General features: G+C 66.4%; 25 protein-coding genes. 15 read left to right on the plus strand and 10 right to left on the minus strand.

Annotated elements, in window-relative coordinates:
• Positions 1-10 precede the first annotated feature (10 nt).
• Complete coding sequence (locus ACYVG2_RS06420) at positions 11-841, minus strand: helix-turn-helix domain-containing protein (RefSeq protein ID WP_460780207.1); 831 nt, start codon at positions 839-841, stop codon at positions 11-13.
• A gap of 19 nt (positions 842-860) precedes the next feature.
• On the minus strand, positions 861-1,214 hold the full coding sequence (locus tag ACYVG2_RS06425) for a nucleoside triphosphate pyrophosphohydrolase family protein (RefSeq protein WP_460780208.1): 354 nt from the start codon (positions 1,212-1,214) through the stop codon (positions 861-863).
• Between the two features lie 40 nt (positions 1,215-1,254).
• Between ACYVG2_RS06425 and ACYVG2_RS06430 the strand changes: the two genes are divergently transcribed.
• Positions 1,255-1,731: a nuclear transport factor 2 family protein gene (locus ACYVG2_RS06430; RefSeq protein ID WP_460780209.1), complete on the plus strand. Its 477-nt coding sequence runs from the start codon at positions 1,255-1,257 to the stop codon at positions 1,729-1,731.
• Positions 1,732-1,764: 33 nt separating this feature from the next.
• Here ACYVG2_RS06430 and ACYVG2_RS06435 read toward each other — a convergent pair whose 3' ends face one another.
• Positions 1,765-2,058: a helix-turn-helix domain-containing protein gene (locus ACYVG2_RS06435; protein WP_460780753.1), complete on the minus strand. Its 294-nt coding sequence runs from the start codon at positions 2,056-2,058 to the stop codon at positions 1,765-1,767.
• Between the two features lie 49 nt (positions 2,059-2,107).
• On the opposite strand from ACYVG2_RS06435, the gene map reads away from it, so the two are divergent.
• From map to ACYVG2_RS06460, 5 genes are all read left to right on the plus strand, one after another.
• On the plus strand, positions 2,108-2,896 hold the full coding sequence (map, locus tag ACYVG2_RS06440; RefSeq protein ID WP_460780210.1) for a type I methionyl aminopeptidase: 789 nt from the start codon (positions 2,108-2,110) through the stop codon (positions 2,894-2,896).
• A 70-nt stretch (positions 2,897-2,966) separates the two neighbouring features.
• A complete protein-coding gene (locus tag ACYVG2_RS06445; protein ID WP_460780211.1) occupies positions 2,967-3,464 on the plus strand; it encodes an SRPBCC domain-containing protein in 498 nt (165 codons plus the stop codon).
• Entirely contained in the window at positions 3,461-3,778 is a 318-nt protein-coding gene (locus tag ACYVG2_RS06450; protein ID WP_460780212.1) for an ArsR/SmtB family transcription factor, read from the plus strand. The genes ACYVG2_RS06445 and ACYVG2_RS06450 overlap by 4 nt, the downstream gene beginning before the upstream one ends.
• Positions 3,779-3,848: 70 nt before the next feature.
• Entirely contained in the window at positions 3,849-4,415 is a 567-nt protein-coding gene (locus ACYVG2_RS06455) for a TetR/AcrR family transcriptional regulator (RefSeq protein WP_460780213.1), read from the plus strand.
• A gap of 87 nt (positions 4,416-4,502) precedes the next feature.
• Positions 4,503-5,927: a DHA2 family efflux MFS transporter permease subunit gene (locus ACYVG2_RS06460; protein ID WP_460780214.1), complete on the plus strand. Its 1,425-nt coding sequence runs from the start codon at positions 4,503-4,505 to the stop codon at positions 5,925-5,927.
• 47 nt (positions 5,928-5,974) lie between these two features.
• Here ACYVG2_RS06460 and ACYVG2_RS06465 read toward each other — a convergent pair whose 3' ends face one another.
• Positions 5,975-6,271 (minus strand): DUF503 domain-containing protein, encoded by a 297-nt coding sequence (locus ACYVG2_RS06465; protein ID WP_460780215.1) that lies wholly within the window; start codon positions 6,269-6,271, stop codon positions 5,975-5,977.
• Positions 6,272-6,289: 18 nt separating this feature from the next.
• Positions 6,290-7,042, minus strand: a complete 753-nt coding sequence (locus ACYVG2_RS06470; RefSeq protein WP_460780216.1) for an SDR family NAD(P)-dependent oxidoreductase — start codon at positions 7,040-7,042, stop codon at positions 6,290-6,292.
• A gap of 262 nt (positions 7,043-7,304) precedes the next feature.
• Here ACYVG2_RS06470 and ACYVG2_RS06475 point away from each other — a divergent pair, with 262 nt between their 5' ends.
• From ACYVG2_RS06475 to ACYVG2_RS06490, 4 genes are all read left to right on the plus strand, one after another.
• Positions 7,305-8,612, plus strand: a complete 1,308-nt coding sequence (locus tag ACYVG2_RS06475) for an ABC transporter substrate-binding protein (protein ID WP_460780217.1) — start codon at positions 7,305-7,307, stop codon at positions 8,610-8,612.
• 72 nt (positions 8,613-8,684) lie between these two features.
• Positions 8,685-9,557, plus strand: coding sequence for a carbohydrate ABC transporter permease (locus ACYVG2_RS06480; RefSeq protein ID WP_460780218.1), 873 nt, complete (start codon positions 8,685-8,687; stop codon positions 9,555-9,557).
• The gene (locus ACYVG2_RS06485) at positions 9,554-10,447 is read left to right on the plus strand and encodes a carbohydrate ABC transporter permease (protein WP_460780219.1); all 894 of its coding nucleotides are present in this window, start codon (positions 9,554-9,556) and stop codon (positions 10,445-10,447) included. The genes ACYVG2_RS06480 and ACYVG2_RS06485 overlap by 4 nt, the downstream gene beginning before the upstream one ends.
• Before the next feature lies 1 nt (position 10,448).
• A complete protein-coding gene (locus ACYVG2_RS06490; protein ID WP_460780220.1) occupies positions 10,449-11,147 on the plus strand; it encodes an alpha/beta fold hydrolase in 699 nt (232 codons plus the stop codon).
• 17 nt (positions 11,148-11,164) lie between these two features.
• On the opposite strand, the gene ACYVG2_RS06495 is transcribed toward ACYVG2_RS06490, so the two are convergent.
• The 3 genes from ACYVG2_RS06495 to hisD (ACYVG2_RS06505) are packed head-to-tail and all read right to left on the minus strand — an operon-like array spanning position 11,165 to position 13,988.
• Positions 11,165-11,905 (minus strand): HpcH/HpaI aldolase family protein, encoded by a 741-nt coding sequence (locus ACYVG2_RS06495; protein WP_460780754.1) that lies wholly within the window; start codon positions 11,903-11,905, stop codon positions 11,165-11,167.
• On the minus strand, positions 11,905-12,663 hold the full coding sequence (locus ACYVG2_RS06500; protein WP_460780221.1) for an SDR family NAD(P)-dependent oxidoreductase: 759 nt from the start codon (positions 12,661-12,663) through the stop codon (positions 11,905-11,907). The genes ACYVG2_RS06495 and ACYVG2_RS06500 overlap by 1 nt, the downstream gene beginning before the upstream one ends.
• On the minus strand, positions 12,660-13,988 hold the full coding sequence (gene hisD, locus ACYVG2_RS06505) for a histidinol dehydrogenase (protein WP_460780222.1): 1,329 nt from the start codon (positions 13,986-13,988) through the stop codon (positions 12,660-12,662). Before hisD (ACYVG2_RS06505) ends, ACYVG2_RS06500 begins: the two co-directional genes overlap by 4 nt.
• Positions 13,989-14,087: 99 nt before the next feature.
• Between hisD (ACYVG2_RS06505) and ACYVG2_RS06510 the strand changes: the two genes are divergently transcribed.
• The 4 genes from ACYVG2_RS06510 to ACYVG2_RS06525 all read left to right on the plus strand — a co-directional run bounded on the left by ACYVG2_RS06510 (position 14,088) and on the right by ACYVG2_RS06525 (position 18,276).
• The gene (locus tag ACYVG2_RS06510) at positions 14,088-15,089 is read left to right on the plus strand and encodes a LacI family DNA-binding transcriptional regulator (RefSeq protein ID WP_460780223.1); all 1,002 of its coding nucleotides are present in this window, start codon (positions 14,088-14,090) and stop codon (positions 15,087-15,089) included.
• A gap of 131 nt (positions 15,090-15,220) precedes the next feature.
• On the plus strand, positions 15,221-16,201 hold the full coding sequence (locus ACYVG2_RS06515) for a nuclear transport factor 2 family protein (protein WP_460780224.1): 981 nt from the start codon (positions 15,221-15,223) through the stop codon (positions 16,199-16,201).
• Positions 16,202-16,232: 31 nt separating this feature from the next.
• Entirely contained in the window at positions 16,233-17,402 is a 1,170-nt protein-coding gene (locus ACYVG2_RS06520) for a cupin domain-containing protein (RefSeq protein ID WP_460780225.1), read from the plus strand.
• Between the two features lie 76 nt (positions 17,403-17,478).
• Positions 17,479-18,276, plus strand: coding sequence for a nitrilase-related carbon-nitrogen hydrolase (locus ACYVG2_RS06525; protein ID WP_460780226.1), 798 nt, complete (start codon positions 17,479-17,481; stop codon positions 18,274-18,276).
• A gap of 9 nt (positions 18,277-18,285) precedes the next feature.
• Here ACYVG2_RS06525 and ACYVG2_RS06530 read toward each other — a convergent pair whose 3' ends face one another.
• Entirely contained in the window at positions 18,286-19,212 is a 927-nt protein-coding gene (locus ACYVG2_RS06530; protein WP_460780227.1) for a LysR family transcriptional regulator, read from the minus strand.
• Positions 19,213-19,289: 77 nt separating this feature from the next.
• On the opposite strand from ACYVG2_RS06530, the gene hisD (ACYVG2_RS06535) reads away from it, so the two are divergent.
• On the plus strand, positions 19,290-20,603 hold the full coding sequence (hisD, locus tag ACYVG2_RS06535) for a histidinol dehydrogenase (RefSeq protein WP_460780228.1): 1,314 nt from the start codon (positions 19,290-19,292) through the stop codon (positions 20,601-20,603).
• Between the two features lie 37 nt (positions 20,604-20,640).
• On the opposite strand, the gene ACYVG2_RS06540 is transcribed toward hisD (ACYVG2_RS06535), so the two are convergent.
• A complete protein-coding gene (locus ACYVG2_RS06540) occupies positions 20,641-21,123 on the minus strand; it encodes a single-stranded DNA-binding protein (protein WP_460780229.1) in 483 nt (160 codons plus the stop codon).
• Positions 21,124-21,219 lie beyond the last annotated feature (96 nt).

Here is a 21,219-nt window from a genome sequence, read left to right on the forward strand (position 1 = left end):
GTCCGACAGGTCAGTCTCGCGAACTCCTCGTCGCCTCGAGCGTTCCGAGAAGCGCCAATGCATCTGCGCTCGGACTCCCCGGCGCGGCAGTGGCCACCGTGAGCTGCTGCCCTGGAGCGTCCCGCACATCGAGCGTCTGATACGTGAGGGTGAGACGACCGACGTCGGGGTGGTTGATCGTCTTCTCGGTCATGCTCAACCCGGCGACCGTGTGGTCCGCCCAATAGCGGGCGAACTCGGAAGATCCCCCGCGCAGCCGCGCGATCAGCGGCAGTACGGCCGGATGCGGCGAGCTGAAGCCCGCCGCAAGTCGAAGTGCGCTGACCGCCGCGCGTGCGACGAGATCCCAGTTCTGAAAGTAGGCATGCGCGGACGAATCGAGGAACACGAAGTCCATCGCTCCGTGCGCGAGCTGCGACTCGCCCAGCAGGGCCCGTGCCGTCGCGTTGGCCGCGATGATCTGGAAGCCGGGATCGATGACGTACGCCGCCGCCTGTGGGAAAGCATCCATCAACTGCATGAGCTCATCGCTCACCGGACCGGGGACCGCCTGCACTCCCGGTGCGAGCCGAGCGAGTCGGAAGACATGGCTGCGCGCATCCGGACTCAGACGCAGCGCTGTCGCCAGCGCCTCGACGACCGGCGTGGAGGGTGTGCGCTCTCTGCCCTGCTCGAGCCGGGCGTAGTAGTCGGTACTGACGCCGGCGAGGACCGCCACCTCTTCCCGCCGCAGGCCGTTCACTCGCCTGCCGCCGACATCCGGCAGGCCGACATCCGCTGGTTTGATGCGCGAGCGCTGTGCGCGCAGGAACTCTCCGAGCGGGCCCGCGGGATCTGCCATGTTGCTCACGCTAGTCGCGTCAGACCTCGGTGCGGGCGACGGTGGCCTCGAGGTTCGCGCGGATGCTCGACATCGTGTCGCCATACGCCTCGTCCATATCGATGCCGAGCCTGTCGGCGAGAACGAACGTCCACCACATCGACTCCGCGAGCTTGTGCTTCAGCTCGGCCCGCGGGTCGCCGTCGATGCCCCACGTGCCCTCGTCGGCGAGCAGAAGGCGACCGATGTATCCGACGTCGTTCGAGAAGCCGATCATCAGCTCGTGCAGCGACCAGGTCGTGCCGTTGAATCTCTCCTCCAGGATCTCGTATAGCGCGCGGACCTCGAGCGCCTGCGTGCGGGCGGTCGAAAGGGAAGAGGAATCGGAAGGCATGTGATGCTCCATCAGAGTCGTGTGCGCAATTGTGCGGTCTATGAACAGCATCCCTCGTGCGCGGAACACCAACCAGGGTGGATCGCACCCTGGCCGCGGCTCCCGATCCGGTTCAGAGTCGAAGACGGACGTGATCGTCCCGATCATCCGCACGATCTCAGAGGAGAACACCATGTCGACCACCACCGACCACGACGCGACCATCGCCGAGTGGATCACCGCAGCCGATGCTCACGACTCGACGGCGTTCCTGTCGTTGTTCACAGCGGATGCCGTTCTCGACGACCCGTCGGTCGGGGAGGTCTTCGAGGGGCACGAGGGGGTCGGTCGCTACTTCGACTCCTACTTCATCGGGTACAACACCCGAACCCGTCTCGTACGCACGGAGCCACGCGACGGTGTTCTCCATGTCGAGGTCGACTTCACGGGAGACTTCCCCGGAGGGCAGACCGGCGGCATCTTCGACATCACATTCGCCGGCGACAAGATCGAGCATGTGCGGGCCGATCTGATCTAGACGCGAGCCGATCTCGCGCGAGCACGACGGCGGCTACGACGCCAGCGGTTCGCGGGCCTTGCGGCCGGCTGCAGGCTCCCGGTCGGCGCCGCCCATCTCCGCCCACACGGTGTCGAGCGACAGGTCGAGCACGTCGGCGATCGCCGCGATCGTCGGGAAGGCGGGTGTGGCCACGCGTCCGGTCTCGATCTTGCGCAGCGTCTCCGGTGAGACACCGGCGTCGAGTGCGACGTCGAGCATCGAGCGTGAGCCCCTGGCGCGACGCAGCAGCGCGCCGAGGCGCTCTCCTCGAGCGACCTCTGCGGGGGTGAGCGGCATCCTGACCATCATGATCCCGATTCTAATACCGGGATGATATGACCGGTATAGTTATTGGATGATCGAGATCCTGAACGCTGCCCAACTCGCCCGCGCACGAGACGCTGGGGCGCTCGTCGCCGACATCCTGCAGGCGATGAAGAGCCGCAGCGCGGTCGGTGTGAACCTGCTCGACATCGACCGGTGGGTGAAGGAGATGATCGAGGATGCCGGGGCGGTGTCCTGCTATGTCGACTATGCCCCCGCCTTCGGGCGTGGACCCTTCGGCCACTACATCTGCACAGCAGTGAACGACGCCGTGCTGCACGGCATGCCGCACGACTATCGATTGGCTGACGGCGACCTGCTGACCCTCGACCTCGCTGTCACGCTCCGCGGAATCTCGGCCGATGCCGCCATCAGCTTCGTCGTGGGGAAGGCGCGACCCGCGGAGAGCCTCGCGATGATCGAGGTGACCGAGCGCGCGCTCGCCGCGGGTATCGCCGCTGCTCGACCCGGCGCACGCATCGGCGATCTCTCGCATGCGATCGGCACCGTTCTCAGCGACGCCGGATACGCGATCAACATGGAGTTCGGCGGCCACGGCATCGGCTCGACCATGCATCAGGACCCGCACGTGGCCAACGACGGCCGACTCGGCCGCGGGTACGCGCTGCGCCCTGGTCTGCTGCTCGCTCTCGAGCCGTGGGTGATGGCCGACACTGCAGAGCTCATCACGGATGCCGATGGGTGGACCCTCCGCAGCGCGACGGGCGGTCGCACCGCGCACAGCGAGCACACGATCGCGATCACGGATGACGGTGCGGAGATACTCACGCTACCGACTGCAACTCTAGGGTTGCAGTAGCTCGGATTAAGTGCAACCATGAGATTGCAGTTGGCCGATCGGCCAGCGAAAGATCCCGAAAGGAACCATCATGGTGAGCATGACCGAAAACCCGGCATCCGTCGTCGACGAAGAGTCGTTCACGGTGCGCCGCAGCATCCGCATCAACGCACCCGTCGAGAAGGTGTGGCGCGCCGTCACTCAGCCCGAGCACATCTCCCGCTGGTTCGGCCGTACAGTGCTCGACGGGGTGGGGGTCGGTGCCGCGGGCACTATGACCTTCCCTGATTACGGCTCCATCCCGCTGCGCGTGGAGGAGTGGGATGAGCCGCGCCGTGTCGCGTATCGCTGGAACAACGACGATGCCCTCGAATCTCTTCCGGAGCAGGTGCAGGACAAGGGCTCGACCGTGTTCGCGTTCACGCTCGCCGAGGTCGACGGTGGTACGCGGCTCGATGTCGTGGAGACCGGATTCGACAACACCTCTGCCCCGCTCGCGAACCTCGAGAGCCACCGCACGGGATGGGATGAGGAGCTCGACAAGCTCGTCGTCCTGGTCGAGAACGACACGGCCGACGGTGACGCGTGAGCGCAGGCACCCTGGCCCCCATGTTCGCGGCGCTCGCGGACGAGACGCGGTGGAGCATCCTGCAGGCTCTCGGTGAGGGGGATGCTTCGGCATCCGCCCTCTCCGGGCGCCTCCCGGTCAGCCGCCAGGCGATCGCGAAGCACCTCGCGGTGCTGCAGGAGGTCGGCCTCGTCGAGCCTGTGCGAGCGGGCCGTGAGCTGCGATTCCGAGTGATCGGTGCTGAGCTCAGCGCCACTGCGCAGCGTCTTGACGCCATCGGTCGCGACTGGGATCGCCGCCTCGCCGCGATCAAGGAGATCGCCGAGGGGCTGTGAGCGAGTGCGGGCTCGCGCCGCGTGAGGTTCTTGCTTGCTCTCGGAGGAGAGTGAGTGTACAGTCACTCATATGTCAGCGACGCGCAGTTCGATCCTCTCCACCGCCGACGCGCGACGACCTCTCGTCGCCGCCGCGGCGCTGACGGAGTTCGCGCGCGGCGGCTACTACGCCACGACCGTCGCCGACGTCGCTCGCGAGGCGAAGATCTCTCCGGCCTACGTCTTCAAGCTTTACTCCGGCAAGGAGGCGCTCTTCGTCGCCGCGCTCGAGGCGTGTTTCGAGGCGATCCTCTCGGCGCTCGAAGAGGGGGCGGATGCTGCCGTCGATCAGTCGCCCGAGAGCATCCTCGATGCGATGGGAGACGCCTACGCGCAGCTGATCAGCGATCGCACGCTGCTGATGCTGCAGGTGCACGCGCAGTCGGTCGCTGATGTCCCGGTCGTGGGCGAGGCGCTTCGCTCGGGACTCGCGCGCGTCACGACGTTCGCGAAGAGCCGCTCGGGCGGCGCGGATGACGACGTGCAGCGCTTCATCGCCTACGGGCAGCTGTGCCATCTGATCGTCACGACCCAGCTCGAGGGGCGCCCGGAGGATTGGGCGAAACTCCTGACCAAGGGGATGAGCCACCCGGCCTGACCGGACCAGGGGTCTTTACCGTTTTTCTTTGCCCAAAAGAGTGAGTGATGAATCACTCATCCATTCTCCACTGAAAGGAACGACACAATGGACACGCTCTCGAATCCCGTTCGAACCCTCGGCGCTGCACCGCGCAGCACTCGTCGCTGGCTGGCCCTCAGCATCCTGGCTCTCGCACAGTTCCTCGTCGTGCTGGACGCCTCGATCGTCAACATCGCCCTCCCCGTGCTCGGGCGGCAGCTCGCCATGGACACCGCCGCGCTCACCTGGGTGATCACCGCGTACGTGCTCGCCTTCGGAGGACTGCTCCTGCTCGGTGGCCGTCTCGCCGATCGATACGGCCACCGCCGCATCTTCCTGATCGGCACCGCCGGCTTCGTCGTGGGCTCCGCCCTCGCGGGCGCTTCTGTCTCGAGCGAGATGCTGCTCGCGGCACGAGCAGCACAGGGAGCATCCGCTGCGCTCCTCGCGCCGGCGGCGCTCGCGCTGCTCACGCAACTGTTTCCCGACGCCAGGGAGCGCGCCAAAGCGCTCGGCGTCTGGGGCGCGGTCGCGGGTATCGGCTCAGCTGCCGGTGTGCTGCTCGGCGGTATCCTCACCGCGACGCTCGGATGGCAGTCGGTGTTCTTCGTGAACGTTCCTATCGGCGCCATCGTGCTGATCGCGATACCCGTGCTCGTCACCCGCGACGGCGCTCGCGAGCCCGGACGGCTCGATGCAGCAGGTGCGATCACCGTGACCGCGGCGCTCGTCTCGCTCGTCGGCGCCCTCAGCGCGGTGGAGCGCCTCGGCTTCACGCATCCGCTGCCTCTCGTGCTCTTCGCTGTCGCGGTCGTCCTCGGAGTGGCCTTCGTCATGATCGAACGACGAAGCGCCGCACCGCTCGTGCCGTTGGCGGTGTTCCGCAACCGTGATCTCGCGCTCGGCAACGTCGTCATGCTGCTGGGTGGCGCCGCGATGGTGGCGCTGTTCTTCGCGCTGTCGGTGTACATGCAGGCCGTGCTCGGCTATGACGCGCTCACCGCGGGCCTGACCCAGCTGCCGCTCGCCGGTGCGCTCGTGATCATCGCGGGTGCGGTGCCTTCTCTGATCGGACGACTCGGCACCAGGCCGGTGCTCGCCACTTCGCTGCTCGTCCTGGCCGGCGGCCTGGTGTGGCTCGCGACCGCGCCGTCGGATGCCGTCTTCCTGACGCATCTGCTCGGGCCGACGCTGCTCATCGGAGTCGGTCTCGGTGGTGCGTTCGTCGCCACGACGCAGTTGGCCGTCGAAGGTGTCGAGGGTGGTGAAGCGGGCCTCGCCGGCGGACTCATCAACACCAGCCAGCAGATCGGCGGCGCGGTCGGTCTCGCCGTGCTCGGCACGATCGCCGGTCTCAGGACGGCGTCGCTCGAGGCGAGCGGAGCGTCGGCAGCGGATGCGCTCACCGGCGGCTTCGCGTGGCTCTTCCTGGGAGCGGCGGGGCTGTCGGTCCTCGGCGCCGTGATCGTGTTGGTGTCGCGGCGGCGCTGAGACCCCCCCCACGCCCGCCCTCCTCGAATCGGGAAGGCGGGCGTGGCTCAGTCCTCGCTGGAATGCAGCCCTCTGCGGGACGTCAGCAGGGTGACCTCAGGGTGCTCTTCCGCCAGCATCCGCTCTGCGCGATCCAGCACCTCGCGCACATGCGTGATCTCGGATCCGACCACCGACAGTCCGATCGCCGTGCGTCGGTGCAGGTCGTGCGCGCCGACCTCGGCGGCCGCGGCCTCCGTGCGGCGCGACAGGTCGGCGATCAGCGGCCGGATGACGCTGCGCTTCTCCTTCAGGGAGCGCACGTCACCGAGCAGCACGTCGAACTCGATCCAGCCGATCCACATGCCTTCACCCGCCGCGGATCATGGCGCGGTGTACCCGCCGTCGACGAGGTGGTAGCTGCCGGTGATGAAGCTGGCGGCGTCGCTCGCGAGGAAGGCGATGAGGTGCGCCACCTCGTCGGCCTGCCCGAGTCGGCCGATCGGATGCTTCGACACGAGGAACTCCTTCGCATCGGCATCCATCTGCGCGAGCAGGGGAGTGTCGATGAAGCCCGGTCCGACCGAATTCACGCGCACGCCCTGAGCGGAGTACTCCAGCGCCGCGGTCTTGGTCATGCCGACGACGCCGTGCTTCGCCGCGACGTAGGCGGGGGACGAGGCGAAGCCGACGCTGCCGAGGATCGACGCGATGTTCACGACCGAGCCGCCGCCGTTGCCGAGGATCGACGGGATCTGCGCCTTCATGTTGCGGAAGACCGCGTTGAGGTTGATCGCGATGACCTTGTCCCAGTCGTCGTCGCCGTACTCGGCTGTCGGCGCCGCGGCGCCACCGATGCCGGCGTTGTTCACGCCGATCCGCAGCGGTGCGAGGCTGTTCGCGAGTTCGATCGACGACGCGATCCACTGCGAGTCGGTCGCGTCGCCGGCGGACGCCTCGGCGACGCCGCCCGCGGCGCGGATCTCTTCGACCACGGATTGCGCGGCCTCTGCGTTCAGATCGTTCACGACCACCGATGCGCCGTTCTGCGCGAGGAGTATCGCGGCGGACCTTCCGATCCCACTGCCCGCTCCGGTGACGATCGCCGAGCGGTCCGAAACGTCGTACTGAGCCATGACGGCTCCCTCCCGGACGGGCACGTCGCCGAGAGAGCTTCTCGGTCGGTCCGCCCTCTTCGAGCCTACGTCGCGTGGATGATTCGGGGGCGGGGTTGACTTCGCGGCGGCTGTGACGCGTGATGCCGGGCTGCATCACCCGGCAGAATGGAGGGGTTGGCAGCCGCATCCGGCGCATCGCACCCGTATACGTATGTCAATCACTCAGATAATCGACAACATAGGCTTCCCTAAGCCCGGTGCATACGTATACCATCAGGGCATGGCACACATGAAGCATCGGGCATTGCCGGTACTCGCACTCGCAGCAGTGGGCATGGTCGCCCTCAGTAGCTGTGGTGCAGGCACCCGCACCGAAAACGAGAACGCGACAACGGTGTCGTGCGACTACACCGCTCCCGAAGGCAGCACGACGGTCAATGTCCTGGCGTACAACTCGTCGGCGATCGATCCCTTCACCGACACGATGGTCTCGAGCTGCTCGACCGACGACGTGACGCTGAAGCACGATCCGATCGACTTCGGCGGCCAGGTCACGAAGACCACCGCTACCCTTGCCGGCGAGACGGGTACGTACGACATCATCGAGACCTACGGGTTCGTGATCCCCGGCTTCGCCGAGGAGGAGAAGCTGGTCCCGCTGGGCGACCTCTATGACAAGTACGCGGCCGACTACGGTCTGGACGAGATCAGCGAGTCGATGCGCGCCGGCATGTCGTACGACGGTGAGCTCTACGCCTTGCCCATGCAGGCGCAGATGTACGTCATGGCGTACCGCACCGACGTCTTCGACGACCTCGGTCTCGAGGCGCCGACGACGTTCGACGAGATGATCTCCGCCGCCGAGGCCATCAAGCAGGCTGGCGTCATGGACTACCCCATCGCTCTGCCATGGCTCGCGACCAGCGACGTCACGACCAGCTACCAGGCGGCCATGAACTCCCTCGGTGCCGACTTCGTCACCGCTGAGGGCGAGATCACACTCGACACCCCCGAAGCCAAGCAGGCACTGGAATCACTGCTGGCGCTGAAGCCGTACATGGACCCGCAGGTGACGACCTTCGATCAGCCGAAGGTGCAGCAGCAGATGTTCAACGGCACCGCGGCGATGTCGGTCATGTTCTCCGGCCGCATGGTCGATCTGACCATGGAGTCCAACTCGAAGCTGTTCGATTCGATCGGCTTCGCCCCGGCTCCGAAGGTCACCGCCGACGCCGAGTACTCCTACAACCGTCTCTCCATCGACGGCTGGTCGATCCCCTTCAACACGAAGCTCGACCACGACATGCTCTTCGTCATGATGGCATCCGCCGTCAGTGAGGACGCATCCGAGGCATCCGTTCCCGCGGCGTACCCCGCCCGAGAGGGAATGGTCACCGAGGAGAACTCCCCCTACGGTGCCGCCGCGAACGAATCGATGGCGACGGCGATGCCGCCGGTCGTGTCGCCGATCCAGGCGACGGTGACCAACGACATCCGTCCGATCCTGGTCCAGGCACTCAACGGCAACATCTCCGTCGACGACGCTCTCGCTCAGATGCAGGCCGCCGGCGAGAAGGTCGCCGGCTGACCAGCGAACATCAGATGATGACTGTGGCCTGAGCGCGCTGTTCAGGCCACAGTCCGTCCAGGAGGGACGCACATGAAGGCACGTGAGTTCTGGATCCTCTTCTTCCCGAGTCTGCTGGTGATGGGCGCGCTTCTCGTGCTCCCGCTCGTGCGCACGGTGCAGTGGAGTCTCGAGCAGGTCCGATACGGCACACCAGGCACATTCGTCGGACTCGACAACTTCACCGCGGCGCTCACCGATGTGCGCTTCGGCAAGGCGGTGCTGTTCACCGTCGCAGTCACCGTCGTCACGACGGTGATACTGCTCGTGTTCGGCTACATCGTCGCGACGGGCATCAATCGGATCACGACGTCGCGACCGCTGGTCCTCGGGATCATGCTGGTCTCGTACGTCCTGCCGAATCTCGTCGGGGCCGTCGCGTACTCGTGGCTGTTCGACGACAACTTCGGCGGAGTGGTCAACCGCATCATCGGGTTCTTCGGCGGGACGCAGGTGCTCTGGTTCACCGACCAGGTGCCCAACGCGATCCTCGTCACGGCGAACACGGTCTGGCACATGCTCCCGTTCGCGATGCTCATCATCCTCGCCGGGCTCCAAGGTGTTCCGCAGGAGCTCAAGGAGGCCGCACGCATCGACGGCGCGAACGCGCTCCAGACCCATCTGCACGTGATCATCCCGACGATCCGCGGCGTGCTCGGCTTCGTCACGCTGATCACGATCATGGATGTCCTGCGGATGTTCGACAACCTCATCCCGCTGTCGCCACAGGCGCAGGCGATAGGCAACGAGTCGATCATGATGTACGTCTACTCGGTCGCGTTCGCCGACGGGGCGCAGCAGCTCGGCCTCGGCAGTGCGATCAACGTGCTCACGATCATCCTCATCCTCATCATGCTGATCCCGTTCATCCGGGGCATCTTCAAGGAAGCGAAGGCCGAACGATGAGTCTCACCTCAACCGAGCTCTCGACGAGGGCGATCGTCACCGGAGGATCCTCCAAGCGCCGCACCAGGTCGCAGCGTCGGCCTCCCGTCATCACCGGCATCCTTCTCGCGATCCTCTGCTTCGTGGCGCTGAGCCCGTTCATCTGGATGACGCTGTCGGTGACCAAGCCGACCGACGTCGCGTTTTCCAACCCGCCGGTCCTCTGGGGGTACGAGCCCACATTCCAGGCGTTCGTCGACCTGTGGGAGACCACCTACTTCGCGGACTATCTCGTCAACACCCTGGTGGTGGCCGTCGTGTCCACCGTCGTGGCGCTGATCATCGGCATCCCCGCCGCCTACGCGCTGTCCAGATTCCCGAGCTACGTGTCAGCGCTCCTTCTGATCCTCGCCCTCATCTTCCGCGCGCTTCCCCGCTTCGCGGTCGTGCTGCCGATGTACGACATCAGCAGGGCGCTGGGCATCTACGACACGACGTTCGCGCTCGCCATAGCCCTCGTCGCCATCAATCAGCCCTTCACCATCTGGCTGCTGCGCAACTTCTTCGCCGAGATCCCCAAGGAGCTCGATGAGGCAGCCATGATCGACGGATGCACGAGGATCGGGATGCTGAGGAAGGTCATGATCCCGCTCATGGGTCCCGGCATCCTCACCGCCGGCATCTTCGTCTTCCTGTTCGCGTTCCAGGAGTACCTCACCGCCCTCGTGCTCACCGACACCTCGTCCAAGACCGTGCCGGTGTTCATCGCCACTCAGCTCGGGCAGACGCTGCCGATGCTGCAACAGGCGGGAGCGGCTTCGATGCTTCTCACCATCCCGGTGTTCGTGATCGCGTTCGTCGCGCAGAAGTATCTCGTCGCAGGACTCAGCGACGGTGCTGTGAAGGGCTGACGTGCATCCGCTCGTGCTGCTGGCCGGCATGAACTGCACGGACGATCTGTGGGCCGGCACCGGTCTGGACCATGACGGGAACGGGGCGATCCGCCCCGCCCTCACGCACGAGAGCATGGATGCTCAGGTAGAGGCGCTGCTCGAGGAGCTTCCGGAGCGGTTCACGATCGCTGGGCTCTCACTCGGAGCGATCGTCGCGATGGCCCTCGCCCTTGCGGCACCGGAGCGTGTCGCGGGGATGTGCCTGGTATCGACGAATGCGAAGGCACCCACGCCCGCGCAGCGCGACGGATGGGGCGACTGGATTTCGCGGCTGGATGCCGGTGAGGATCCGCAAGCCCTTCAGGAAGGCATCCTTTCCTCGTTGCTGTCGCCCGGCGGCGTACGAGAGCGACCAGACCTCGAGGACCGAGTGCGGGCGATGGGGCGGATGACGGATGCTGCCGTACTGCGCGCTCAACTGCGGATGCAGGGCACGCGCGTCGACCTGCTGAGCAGGCTGTCCGAGCTCGCGACTCCGACGCTGGTCGTCTCGGGCCGGGATGACGTGATCTGCCCGCCGCACTTCCACACCGAGATCGCCTCTGAGATGCCCCGCGCACGTCTCGTGTCGTACGACGCGGGGCATCTGCTTCCGATGGAGAGGCCGAGAGAGTTCGGCCAGCTGCTGGTCTCCTGGCGGAGGAAGCACCGCGTGTGACGCGATGCCTGGCAGCCTCACTCCAGCGGTGCGGCGAGCCCCCGGAGATGCGCCATCAGAGATGACGCGAGGTTGTAGACGACGAGATCCGCTCCGGCGGAGAAAGCCGCCTCGGCGGCCGCGCGGGTTCCCACGATGTCCATCCGCAGCGAACCTGCGCGTGCGAGTTCCGCGTTGACGGCGGCGATGGCATCCGGAACCGGCAGGTCGTCTGCACCGCTGGCTGCCGCGAGGTCGGCTGGACCGATCATGATGCCGTCCAGGCGCGCACTCGCGACGATGTCGGCGACGTTCGCGACGCCCAGCGGTGACTCGATCATCCCCAGCACCAGCGTGTTCTCCAGGTACCAGTCGCGGTGGGCGCGGGGATCCACTTCGCCGAAGCGCCCGGCTCGACTGTACGTCGCGAAGCCCCGTCGACCCACCGGCGGATACATGGCGTCGGCGACGAGGGCATCCGCCTGTGCGCCCGTGTCGAGGTGCGGTGCGAGGATGCCTTCGGCGCCCTGATCCAACACCCGCAGTATCTGCCCTGGATCGTTCTCGCCGACGCGGACGATCACCGGCACGTCGTGAACGGCTGCCACCGCGATGTGCTGACGCAGCGAGATGATGTCGGCAGGACCGTGCTCGCAGTCGATGAGCACGAAGTCCATCCCCGCGATCGCGATCATCTCGACGAGTTCTTCCGACGGCATCCTCAGCAGGGCACCGATCAACTTCTCCCCCGACCGGGCGCGTGCGCGCAGCGAGTCCATCACGCCACCATCCCTGCGGAGAGATCGACGTCGGCTCCGCACATCCCCGGCATGGCGAGCATCGCCACGACAGCCGCGCCGACCTCGTCCTCAGTGACCATACGACCGAGGGCCGCGCGTGAGACGAACGCCTGTTCGGCGTCGTCGACGCTCGATCCCGACCGCGCGGCCTCGAGACGGAAGTTGCGCTCCATGCGGGGCCCGGAGACCGGTCCTGGCGACAGCGAGTTCACCCGCACGCCGGACGGGCCCACCTCGAACGCGAGCGTCGATGTGAGCCCGATCACGGCCATCTTCGATGCGCAGTACGGCGTGCGATGTGCGAGCGGACGTTTGCCCGACACCGATGCCACGTTGATGACATCGCCGTCACCGCGCTCGATCATGCCGGGGAGGAACGCGCGGCACAGCAGATACGTGCCCCGCACGTTGACGGCGAACACCTCGTCCCAATCCTCCACCTCGATGTCGGTGAGGGCGGCGACGGGTCCCGGGACGCCGGCATTGTTGACCAGGATCGACACTTCGGTGTCGCCGAGCGCTTCGCGCAGTTCGTCGACGGATGCCGCGTCCGACACATCCGCACTGACCCAGCGCGCGCGCTCGCCGAGGCCGGCGGTGACCTTCGTGAGTTTCTGCTCGTCGCGTCCGACGAGGATGACCTCTGCACCCTGGGTGTGCAGAGCGCGGGCGATGGCAGAACCCAGCCCGCTGCCGCCGCCGGTGATGAGCGCACTGCGTCCGGTGAGATCCGTCACTGGGAGCTCGCCTGCAGTGCGTGACTCTCGTCGATCCACTCGAAGGACTGACCGGAATGGCGCCATGCGCGGGCGTCGCCCGAACGCGCGTGGCCCTCGAAGAACTCCACCCGCGCCGCGCGTCCGCAGACCTCGCCGAGCTCGGCGGAGGAGGTGTCGTTCACGACCTCCTGGTAGGTGACGGTTCGCAGGTACTTGCCGACCCACAACCCGCCCGTGTAGCGTGCGGCGCCGAGCGTGGGCAGCACGTGATTCGTACCGATCACCTTGTCGCCGTACGACACGCAGGTGTTCTCGCCGAGGAAGAGCGCGCCGTAATCGTGCATCTTCGTGAGTGCTTCACGGGGGTTCTGCGTGAAGATCTGCACGTGCTCGGAGGCGAAGTCGTCGGCGATGCGGTACGCCTCGTCCAGGTCGTCGGCGACGATGACCTGTCCCCAGTCGCGCCATGCAGGCTCTGCGTAGTCACGGGTGGGCATGTTCGGAAGGAGCCGTTCGATCCAGTCGATGACCTCCTCTCCGAGAGTCTTCGAGGTCGTGATGAGCACCGCGGGTGACTCGGGGCCGTGCTCGGCCTGAGACAGCAGATCGACGGCGGTGAAGAACGGGTCGGCGTGCTCGTCGGCCACGATGAGGATCTCTGTCGGGCCTGCGAAGAGATCGATTCCCACCTCGCCGAACAGCTGCCGCTTCGCCTCGGCCACGTACGCGTTGCCTGGTCCGGCGATGAGGTTCACCGGCCGGATGGTGTCGGTTCCGATCGCCATGGCGGCGACGGCCTGGACGCCGCCGAGCACGTAGATCTCGTCCGCGCCGGCGAGCTTCATGGCGGCGATCGTCGCGGCGGGGATCTCGCCTCTGATCGGAGGAGTGCAGGCGATGACACGAGGCACGCCGGCGACCTTGGCTGTGATGATCGTCATGTGGGCGGATGCCGTGAGCGGGTATTTGCCGCCGGGGATGTATGCGCCGGCGGCTTGGACGGGAACGTGCTTCTGCCCGAGAAGGACACCGGGGAGGGTCTCGATCTCGAGGTCGACGAGCGAGTCGCGCTGGGCCTGCGCGAATCGTCGCACCTGCGCCTGCACGAACTCGATGTCGGTGATCATCTGCGGATCGAGCGTGCTCATGATCTGCTCGACCTGCTCGTCGGAGAGCCGGTACGACTCGGGGCTCCAGCTGTCGAACTTCTCGGCGTAGCGACGGACGGCGGCATCGCCGTCTTCGCGGATGTCGTCGATGATCGCCCCGACCCGCTCCGCGACATCCTTCTGCGCGGTGTCGGCGAAGGTCTTTCTCGGTGCACTCTTCAGATGCATGGGCATATCCGGTCCTCTCGTTGCATACGTATGTTTTGATTATGGGGTCGTATGCATACGGAGGTCAAGGCCGCTAGAATCCCATGAATCGAGGGGGAGTGATCGATGGTGGTGACAAGCCGGGATGTGGCGCGACTGGCCGGGGTCTCCCAGCCGACGGTGTCGCGTGCTCTGCGCGACGACGCGCGAGTATCGGAGGCGACCAAGAATCGGGTTCGCGATGCGGCCCGCCTGCTCGGCTACGTACCCAGTGAGGCGGGCCGCGCGCTCTCGTCCGGTCGAACCAGGCGGATCGGCCTGCTGCTGACCGACGTCGACAACCAGTTCTACTCCCACATCATCGCCCCGGTGCACCGCGAGCTGGAGAAGCTCGGATATCAGCTGATGCTGCACACCGAGTCGGCTGACAACGACACCATCGCCGAACGTCTGATGGCCAACGGGCTCGACGGCGTCATCCTTGCGACGACGTTGATGGAATCCGTGGCTCCTGTGCGGTTGAAGGACCGTGGACTGCCGTTCGTCTACTTCAACCGCACAGGATCCTTCGTCGATGCGGATGCGGCCATCGTGGATCCGATCCCCGGCTACGCGGAGGCGGTCAAGCGCGCCGCAGAACTCGGTCACCGGCACGTCGGCGCCATTCTCGGCCCGAGCAACACCAGCACGGCGCAGAGTCGTGAGAGCGCGCTGCGCGCGGCGTTGTCCGCCAGCGGGATCTCGATGGCGGAGGCGGATGTGCGGCGGTGTCGATACAGCGCCACCGCGGGGGAGGCCGCCGCCGCTGAGCTGCTGCAGCAGAGCGAGCCGCCCACGCTGCTGTTCTGCGGCAACGACGTCGTCGCCTACGGCGCCTTGAACGCGGCGCACCGTGCCGGGCTCAGCGTCCCGAACGACGTCTCGATCGTCGGGTTCGATGACCTGCCCGAGGCTGAGTGGCCGATCATCGACCTCGCGACGATCGGATTCGACATCGCCGGTATGGCGCGCGCCGCCGCCGATCTCATCGTGCGGCGGATCCAGCAGCCGGACGCCCCGGTGGAGCACAAGCGGTTCGACTCGAGGTTCGAAGCGCGACGCACTCTCGCGCAGGCGAAGCCGCACTGACGCTCGGCCCCTTGGCACTCGTGTGTCTCGAACTCGACTGTTGCATCCTGTTGTGCATACGCATACACTGCCTACATCGACACGTGATCATCGAAGAATCGCGGGCGATGATGTCAAAGGAGTGAAACAGCGTGCCTCTCGACCCGGTCGCATACCAGCCATACAAAGATCCCGACGATTTCATCCGTGAAGTCACAGACCTCATCTGGGTCGACCGGTCGATCAGCTACATCCGTGAGAACTACGAGCCCGATTCGATCGTGCACGGCGCATACGGAACCTCCACGACGCGCGACGAGGTCATCGAGGGAACGCTCATGCGCATCTCCGCGACCCCCGATCGCACAGGCCAGGCGGAGGACGTCATCTGGGAGGCCCGCGGCGACGATGCCTTCCTCAGCTCGCACCTCGTTCTCTCGGGACACCTGCTCACCTCTCAGCACAGCCGCACGATCGCCAACTGCCTGTATCGCCGAGGACGGATGGTCGAGGAATGGGTCGTTCGCGACTCACTCGCCGGCGCGCTGGAGAACGGTGACGACCTGGAAGAGCTCGCGCGAGCGCAGGCGTTCCGCGGATACACCGGGTCGTGGACCGAACCAGCTCCGAAGGACCCGATCGCGGTCGGCGACTCGGGTCCGCGCCCTGACGAGTACCGCTCCGAGGTCGAGACCGTCCTCGAGATGATCCAGACCGTGTGGAACGATCGCGATCTTCAGAAGGTCGAGCGCTTCTTCCATCGCGACCTCGTGCTCCAGACGGTCGGCAATCGTGTCGTCATCCGTCCTGAGGGGTACCGGCGCGCTCTTCTGCGTCTGCTCGAGTCGTTCCCCGGCGGGCGGTTCGAGATCCGGGACATCCAGACCAACTACGACGTCCGCTACGCGGGCCTCCGCGTCGCCGTGACATGGAAGTTCGTCGGCGACTACAACGGCGTCGCCAACTACGGACCGTTGACCGGCAAGCCGGTGGACCTTCTCGGGATCTCGCAGTTCACCCTCCACCAGGGCGCCATCGTCAAGGAAGTGCGCCTGTGGGACGACATCGCCCTCCGCGCCCAGATCGCCGGAATGCGCGGCGATGAGCCGGTCGGCCCCGGCAACATCTACTGATCAGCCGCTGATCACCAAGGAGAAGAGAGAAATGAGCAACGCCATCATCGACGCCACCGACGTGATCGTCGATGCGAAAGAGATCGAACGCCGGACCATCCGGCGAACGGACTGGGTGCCCTGCAACTCGGCATTCATCGACTGCCGCACGCCGGGGTCGGATCGCAAGGAGAACTACTCCTTCATCGGAGCGGGAGTCTCGCAGAACGCGAGCCAGTACGTGAACCTCGAGGTGAACCACGGGTTCAACACCGGCGCGGCCGGCATGCCCAACGGCATCTCGAACAACCTGCACCTGCACTTCACGGCCGAGGTCTTCATCAACCTCGGCGGTGAGTTCCGCCTCCGCTGGGGCGTGGACGGCACGCAGGGCGAGTACATCAGCCACGACGGCGACATCGTCACCATCCCCACCTGGATCTTCCGCGGATTCACGAACGAGGGACCGGATGACGGCATCCTCTACACCGTGCTCGGACGGGACGACAACGGCGGTATCATCTGGGGGCCGTCCGTTCTGCGCGAGGCGGAGTCGTACGGCCTGCACCTGACCGCGGAGAACCAGCTCATCGACACCGTCGCCGGCGATGTGCTGCCCGACGACGTCGCGCTCATCACGCCGATGAAGCAGCACTACATCGACGAGCTGACCACGTACTCGGTCGAGGACATGCGCTCGCGGGTCATCCAGCCCGGCGACCGCAAGTACTCGTCTGCCGCGCTGTTGTGCGCGGCCGTCGACGGGGGCCGTGTCGAGCTCGCCACGGCGATCGGTTACGGCATGAGCGAGAACCGCCGGCAGGTGCCGAACGTGCACGAACCTCACTCGTTCAACCTGGCCTGGGTGCGAGCCGAAGCCGGTCAGGGCGTGCTGCGCCACCGGCACGACAAGACGCAGGCGCTGCTGTTCAAGACCGGCCGCTGGGAGGTCACCCTCAACGGCGACCCGGCCACGACGGTCACACTCGGCGCCGGCGACACGTTCTCCGTTCCCGAGGGCGCCTGGCGCTCCTACACGTGCGTCGAGGGCGACGAGTCGGGTACCGGCACGGTGCTCGTGATCAACGGAGGCGACGACCGCGTCTACCTCGAGTGGGCTCCCGAGGTCGTCGATGCTGCGGCCGCCGCTGACTGGACGATCGACCCCAACGGATACCTCGCACCGCTCGGTGTGATGGTCACCGCGACGGAAGACGACTGAGAAGCACACGCGTTGCGAGGGTGCGGGGCGGTCGTCGTCTCGCACCCTCTCGCATGCAGGAAGGGAAGGACGAGTGATGAGCATGCTCACGGCGGCGGCTGTCTCGCCGACCATTCGCATGGGCGACCTCGACGGGAATCTGGCCAGGATCGTACGGGGGATCCAGGATGCCGCAGGCTGCGGTGCAGGTCTCATCGTGCTGCCGGAACTGGCGACGAGCGGGTACGTCTTCGCTGATCGCGCCGAGGCCGAGTCGCTCGCACTGAGCAGGGACGACGCGCGGTGGCATGCCGTGCATGCGGCCATCCCGGAGGGCGTGGTCGCGGTCGTCGGATACTGCGAGACGGCCGGCTCCGATCTGTTCAACAGCGCGGCCGTCCTGACCCGGGCGGCACGCTTGGCCGACTATCGCAAAGCGCACCTCTGGGGTGCGGAGAGCCTGGTGTTCACGCCGGGCGATGCCGCCGGCATCCTGGTCGACACGGAATTCGGCCGGCTCGGCGTCGCGATCTGCTACGACAACGAATTCCCCGAGGTGCCGCGAAATCTCGCCCTTGCCGGAGCCGACATCCTCGCTCTCCCGGTGAACTGGCCGCTCGTCCCGCGGCCGGAGGGGGAGCGTCCGCCCGAGCTCATCCAAGCCATGGCCGCTGCTCGCTCGTCACGGCTGCCGACCGTGATCGCCGACCGGCACGGTGCTGAGCGCGGTGTCGCATGGACCGGCGGCTCTTCGATCATCGACGAGCAGGGTTGGGCCGTCGAGGCGTTCCGCTCCGGCCTGAGCCTCGCGGCGGTGTCTCTCGCGAACGCGCGGGACAAGGGCCTCCCGCCGCACAATGATCTCTTCGCCGATCGGCGGCCAGAGCTGTACTGATCCGGTGGCTCACACCACGCTGCTGCGACCCTGGTGCTCGTCGATGCGCTCGCGCAGCATCCGCTCTGCGAGCTCTGCCAATTGCTTCGTCGCAGGAGACAGCAGCACGCCCTCCCGCTGCACGAGGGCGATGGTGTCGTGCATGGGTTCAGCGAACGGCACGGTCCGAATCGTGTCAGGGAACCCGGCTGATTCCGCGATGGTGCGCGACACGATCGTGTCGGCCGCGCCGGCGGCGACGAGACTGAGTGCGGTCTCGACGTGTTCGACCTCGATCGCGGGTTCGATCGTCAAACCCTTCCAGCGCGCGCGCTCGCGCAGCTGGCGTCGGGTGGGATCGTCCCAGGCCGCGAACGCGTCGTAGAGCACGAGCTTCGCTACTGCGGCCTCCTCGATCGGGACGGGCCCCGCTTCGGGGTCGCGCGTGCTGGACGCATAGAGCACCTCATCGCGGAACAGCGGCTTGACCTCCAGGCCCGCCTCATCGATGGGCAGCACGACCAGGCCGGCTTCGATCTCGCCTTCTGCGATTGATCGTGCGACGAGAGCGGAGTTGATGCCGATGAGACGGACGCGCACGTTCGGATGCCGGTGGTGGAAGTTCTCCACGAGATCGGCGAGGTCGTAGTACGCGGCATTGCGCAGGACGCCGAACGTGCACGTGCCTCGCTCGAGTGAGGTCAGGGCATCGATCGTGTCGATGCCGTTGCGCACGGCGCTCACCGCCTGCGCGGCGTGAGGGCGCAGCTCGATCGCGGCCTGCGTGGGCACCAGTCGGCGGCTGCCGCGCGTGAACAGCGCGACGCCGAGCTCTCGTTCGAGTCGTGAGACGAGCTCGGACACGGACGCCTGGGTGAGATCGAGGTGCACGGATGCGGCGGTGAAGGAACCGTGTTCGAGAGCGGCGAGGAACGCACGTAGCTGACTGATCGTCATACCCAATGGTAAACCCGATGGGAAGTGCAGGATTGTCTCGTCTTGTCTGATGGCCGGAGCGTGCTTAGCCTGCTTGCATGCGTTACACCCCAGCTGTCCTCGACAGCCTCAACGGCTCCTTCCACCACCTCAAGACACCTCTCATCGATGCGCCGGCTGCGCAGCGCGATCCCGCAGTGATCGAGACCGTGTCCGCGATGCTGAGCGACATCCAGTCCCGCGGAATGGATGCGGTGCTCGACTACGCCCGGAAGCTCGATCGTTACGCTGGTGGAGATGTCGAGCTGAGCGCCCAGCAGATCGCGACGAGTGGCGATCGACTTCCCGCAGACCTTCGCGAGGCGATCGAGCTCGGTTCGGAGCGCACACTCGCGTTCGCCCGCGAGCAGCGGTCGCACCTGGTCGACTTCGAGACCGAGCTCGTGCCCGGTGTCGTGACGGGTGCGCGCTACGTCCCTGTCTCGCGCGTCGGCGCCTATCTCCCTGCGGGGCGATTCCCGCTCACCGCGAGCGCGTTCATGACTGTCGGTGTGGCGAAGGCCGCCGGGGTGCCGACGGTGATCGCCTGCACCCCGCCGCAGCCCGACGGCGGGGCCAACGATGCGGTCGTCTACGCCGCCCACCTCTCCGGCGTGGATCGGGTGTTCGTGCTCGGCGGTGTGCAGGCGCTCGCCGCGATGGCATACGGGCTCCTGGGTGAGTTGCCGATCGACATGCTCGTCGGTGCGGGGAACGCCTTCGTCGCCGAGGCCAAGCGTCAGCTGTTCGGCGCGGTGGCGATCGATCTGCTCGCCGGTCCCTCCGAGGTCGCGGTGATCTCCGACGAGACAGCCGACCCCGATCTCGTGGCCGCTGATCTGCTCGGGCAGGCCGAGCACGGCCCGAACTCGCCGGCCGCGTTGGTGACGACCTCCGAAGTGCACGGGCGAGCCGTCATCGACGCTGTAGAGCGTCAACTCGAGACACTCGAGACGGCATCGATCGCCGGTGCCGCATGGCGGGATTATGGAGTCGTGACCGTCGCCGATGATCGGGAGACGGCTGCTGCGCTCATGGACGATCTCGCCCCGGAGCACCTCGAGCTGCTCACCGCGGACGATTCCTGGTTCCACGACAACCTGCGCAATTACGGTTCACTGTTCATCGGGCCGTGGAGCACGGTCGCATACTCGGACAAGGGGATGGCCGGCACAAACCACGTGCTGCCCACAGCCGGAGGCGCGAAGCACAGTGCGGGATTGTCGGTATCGCGCTTCCTCAAGCCTTTGACGTATCAGCGCGTTGCTCGAGAGGCGACGCCGGCAGTGGCTCATGCGGTTCAGGTGATCTCGGATTCCGAGGGCATGGCGGCGCACAGCGCCACGGCGACGATGCGGCTCGCGAAACTCTGACCGGCGGCCTCCTCTGAGTTGAGGTCTCGTCGTCAGCTCAGAACGGCGTCTCGTCCGCCGTCGACCAATCGGTGTTGGTCGACGACCATGAGTCGGTCGTCGCCGCAGGAGCCGCGCCGCCCGCTGCTGCTGCCACAGGCGCACCGCCACCGCCCGATCGATCGCCGCGGACGACCTGCGCCGTCGCGTACTTCAGCGAAGGGCCGACCTCATCGACCTGCAGCTCGAGGCTCACGCGGTTGTTGCCCTCACGGTCCTGATAGCTGCGCTGCTGCAGGCGACCGGTGACGATCACGCGAGTGCCCTTCGTCAGAGACGCGGTGATGTTCGTCGCGAGATCGCGCCAGGCGGAGCAGCGCATGAACAGCGCGTCGCCGTCCTTCCACTCGTTGGTCTGCCGGTCGAAGTTGCGCGGCGTGCTGGCGACGGTGAAACTCGCGACCGCCACTCCTGAGCCCGTCTGGCGCAGCTCGGGTTCGGCGGTCAGGTTGCCCACGATCGTGAGGATGGTCTCGTTCATGTTCTTCACTCCGGTTCCGTATGTTCTTCATCTCGGCATCGAGACTGCCTCATCGGTGAGACGGGATCAGAGTATTCCCGGCATCCGACATCGGGA

The sequence above is a fragment of the Microbacterium shaanxiense genome (assembly GCF_054779995.1).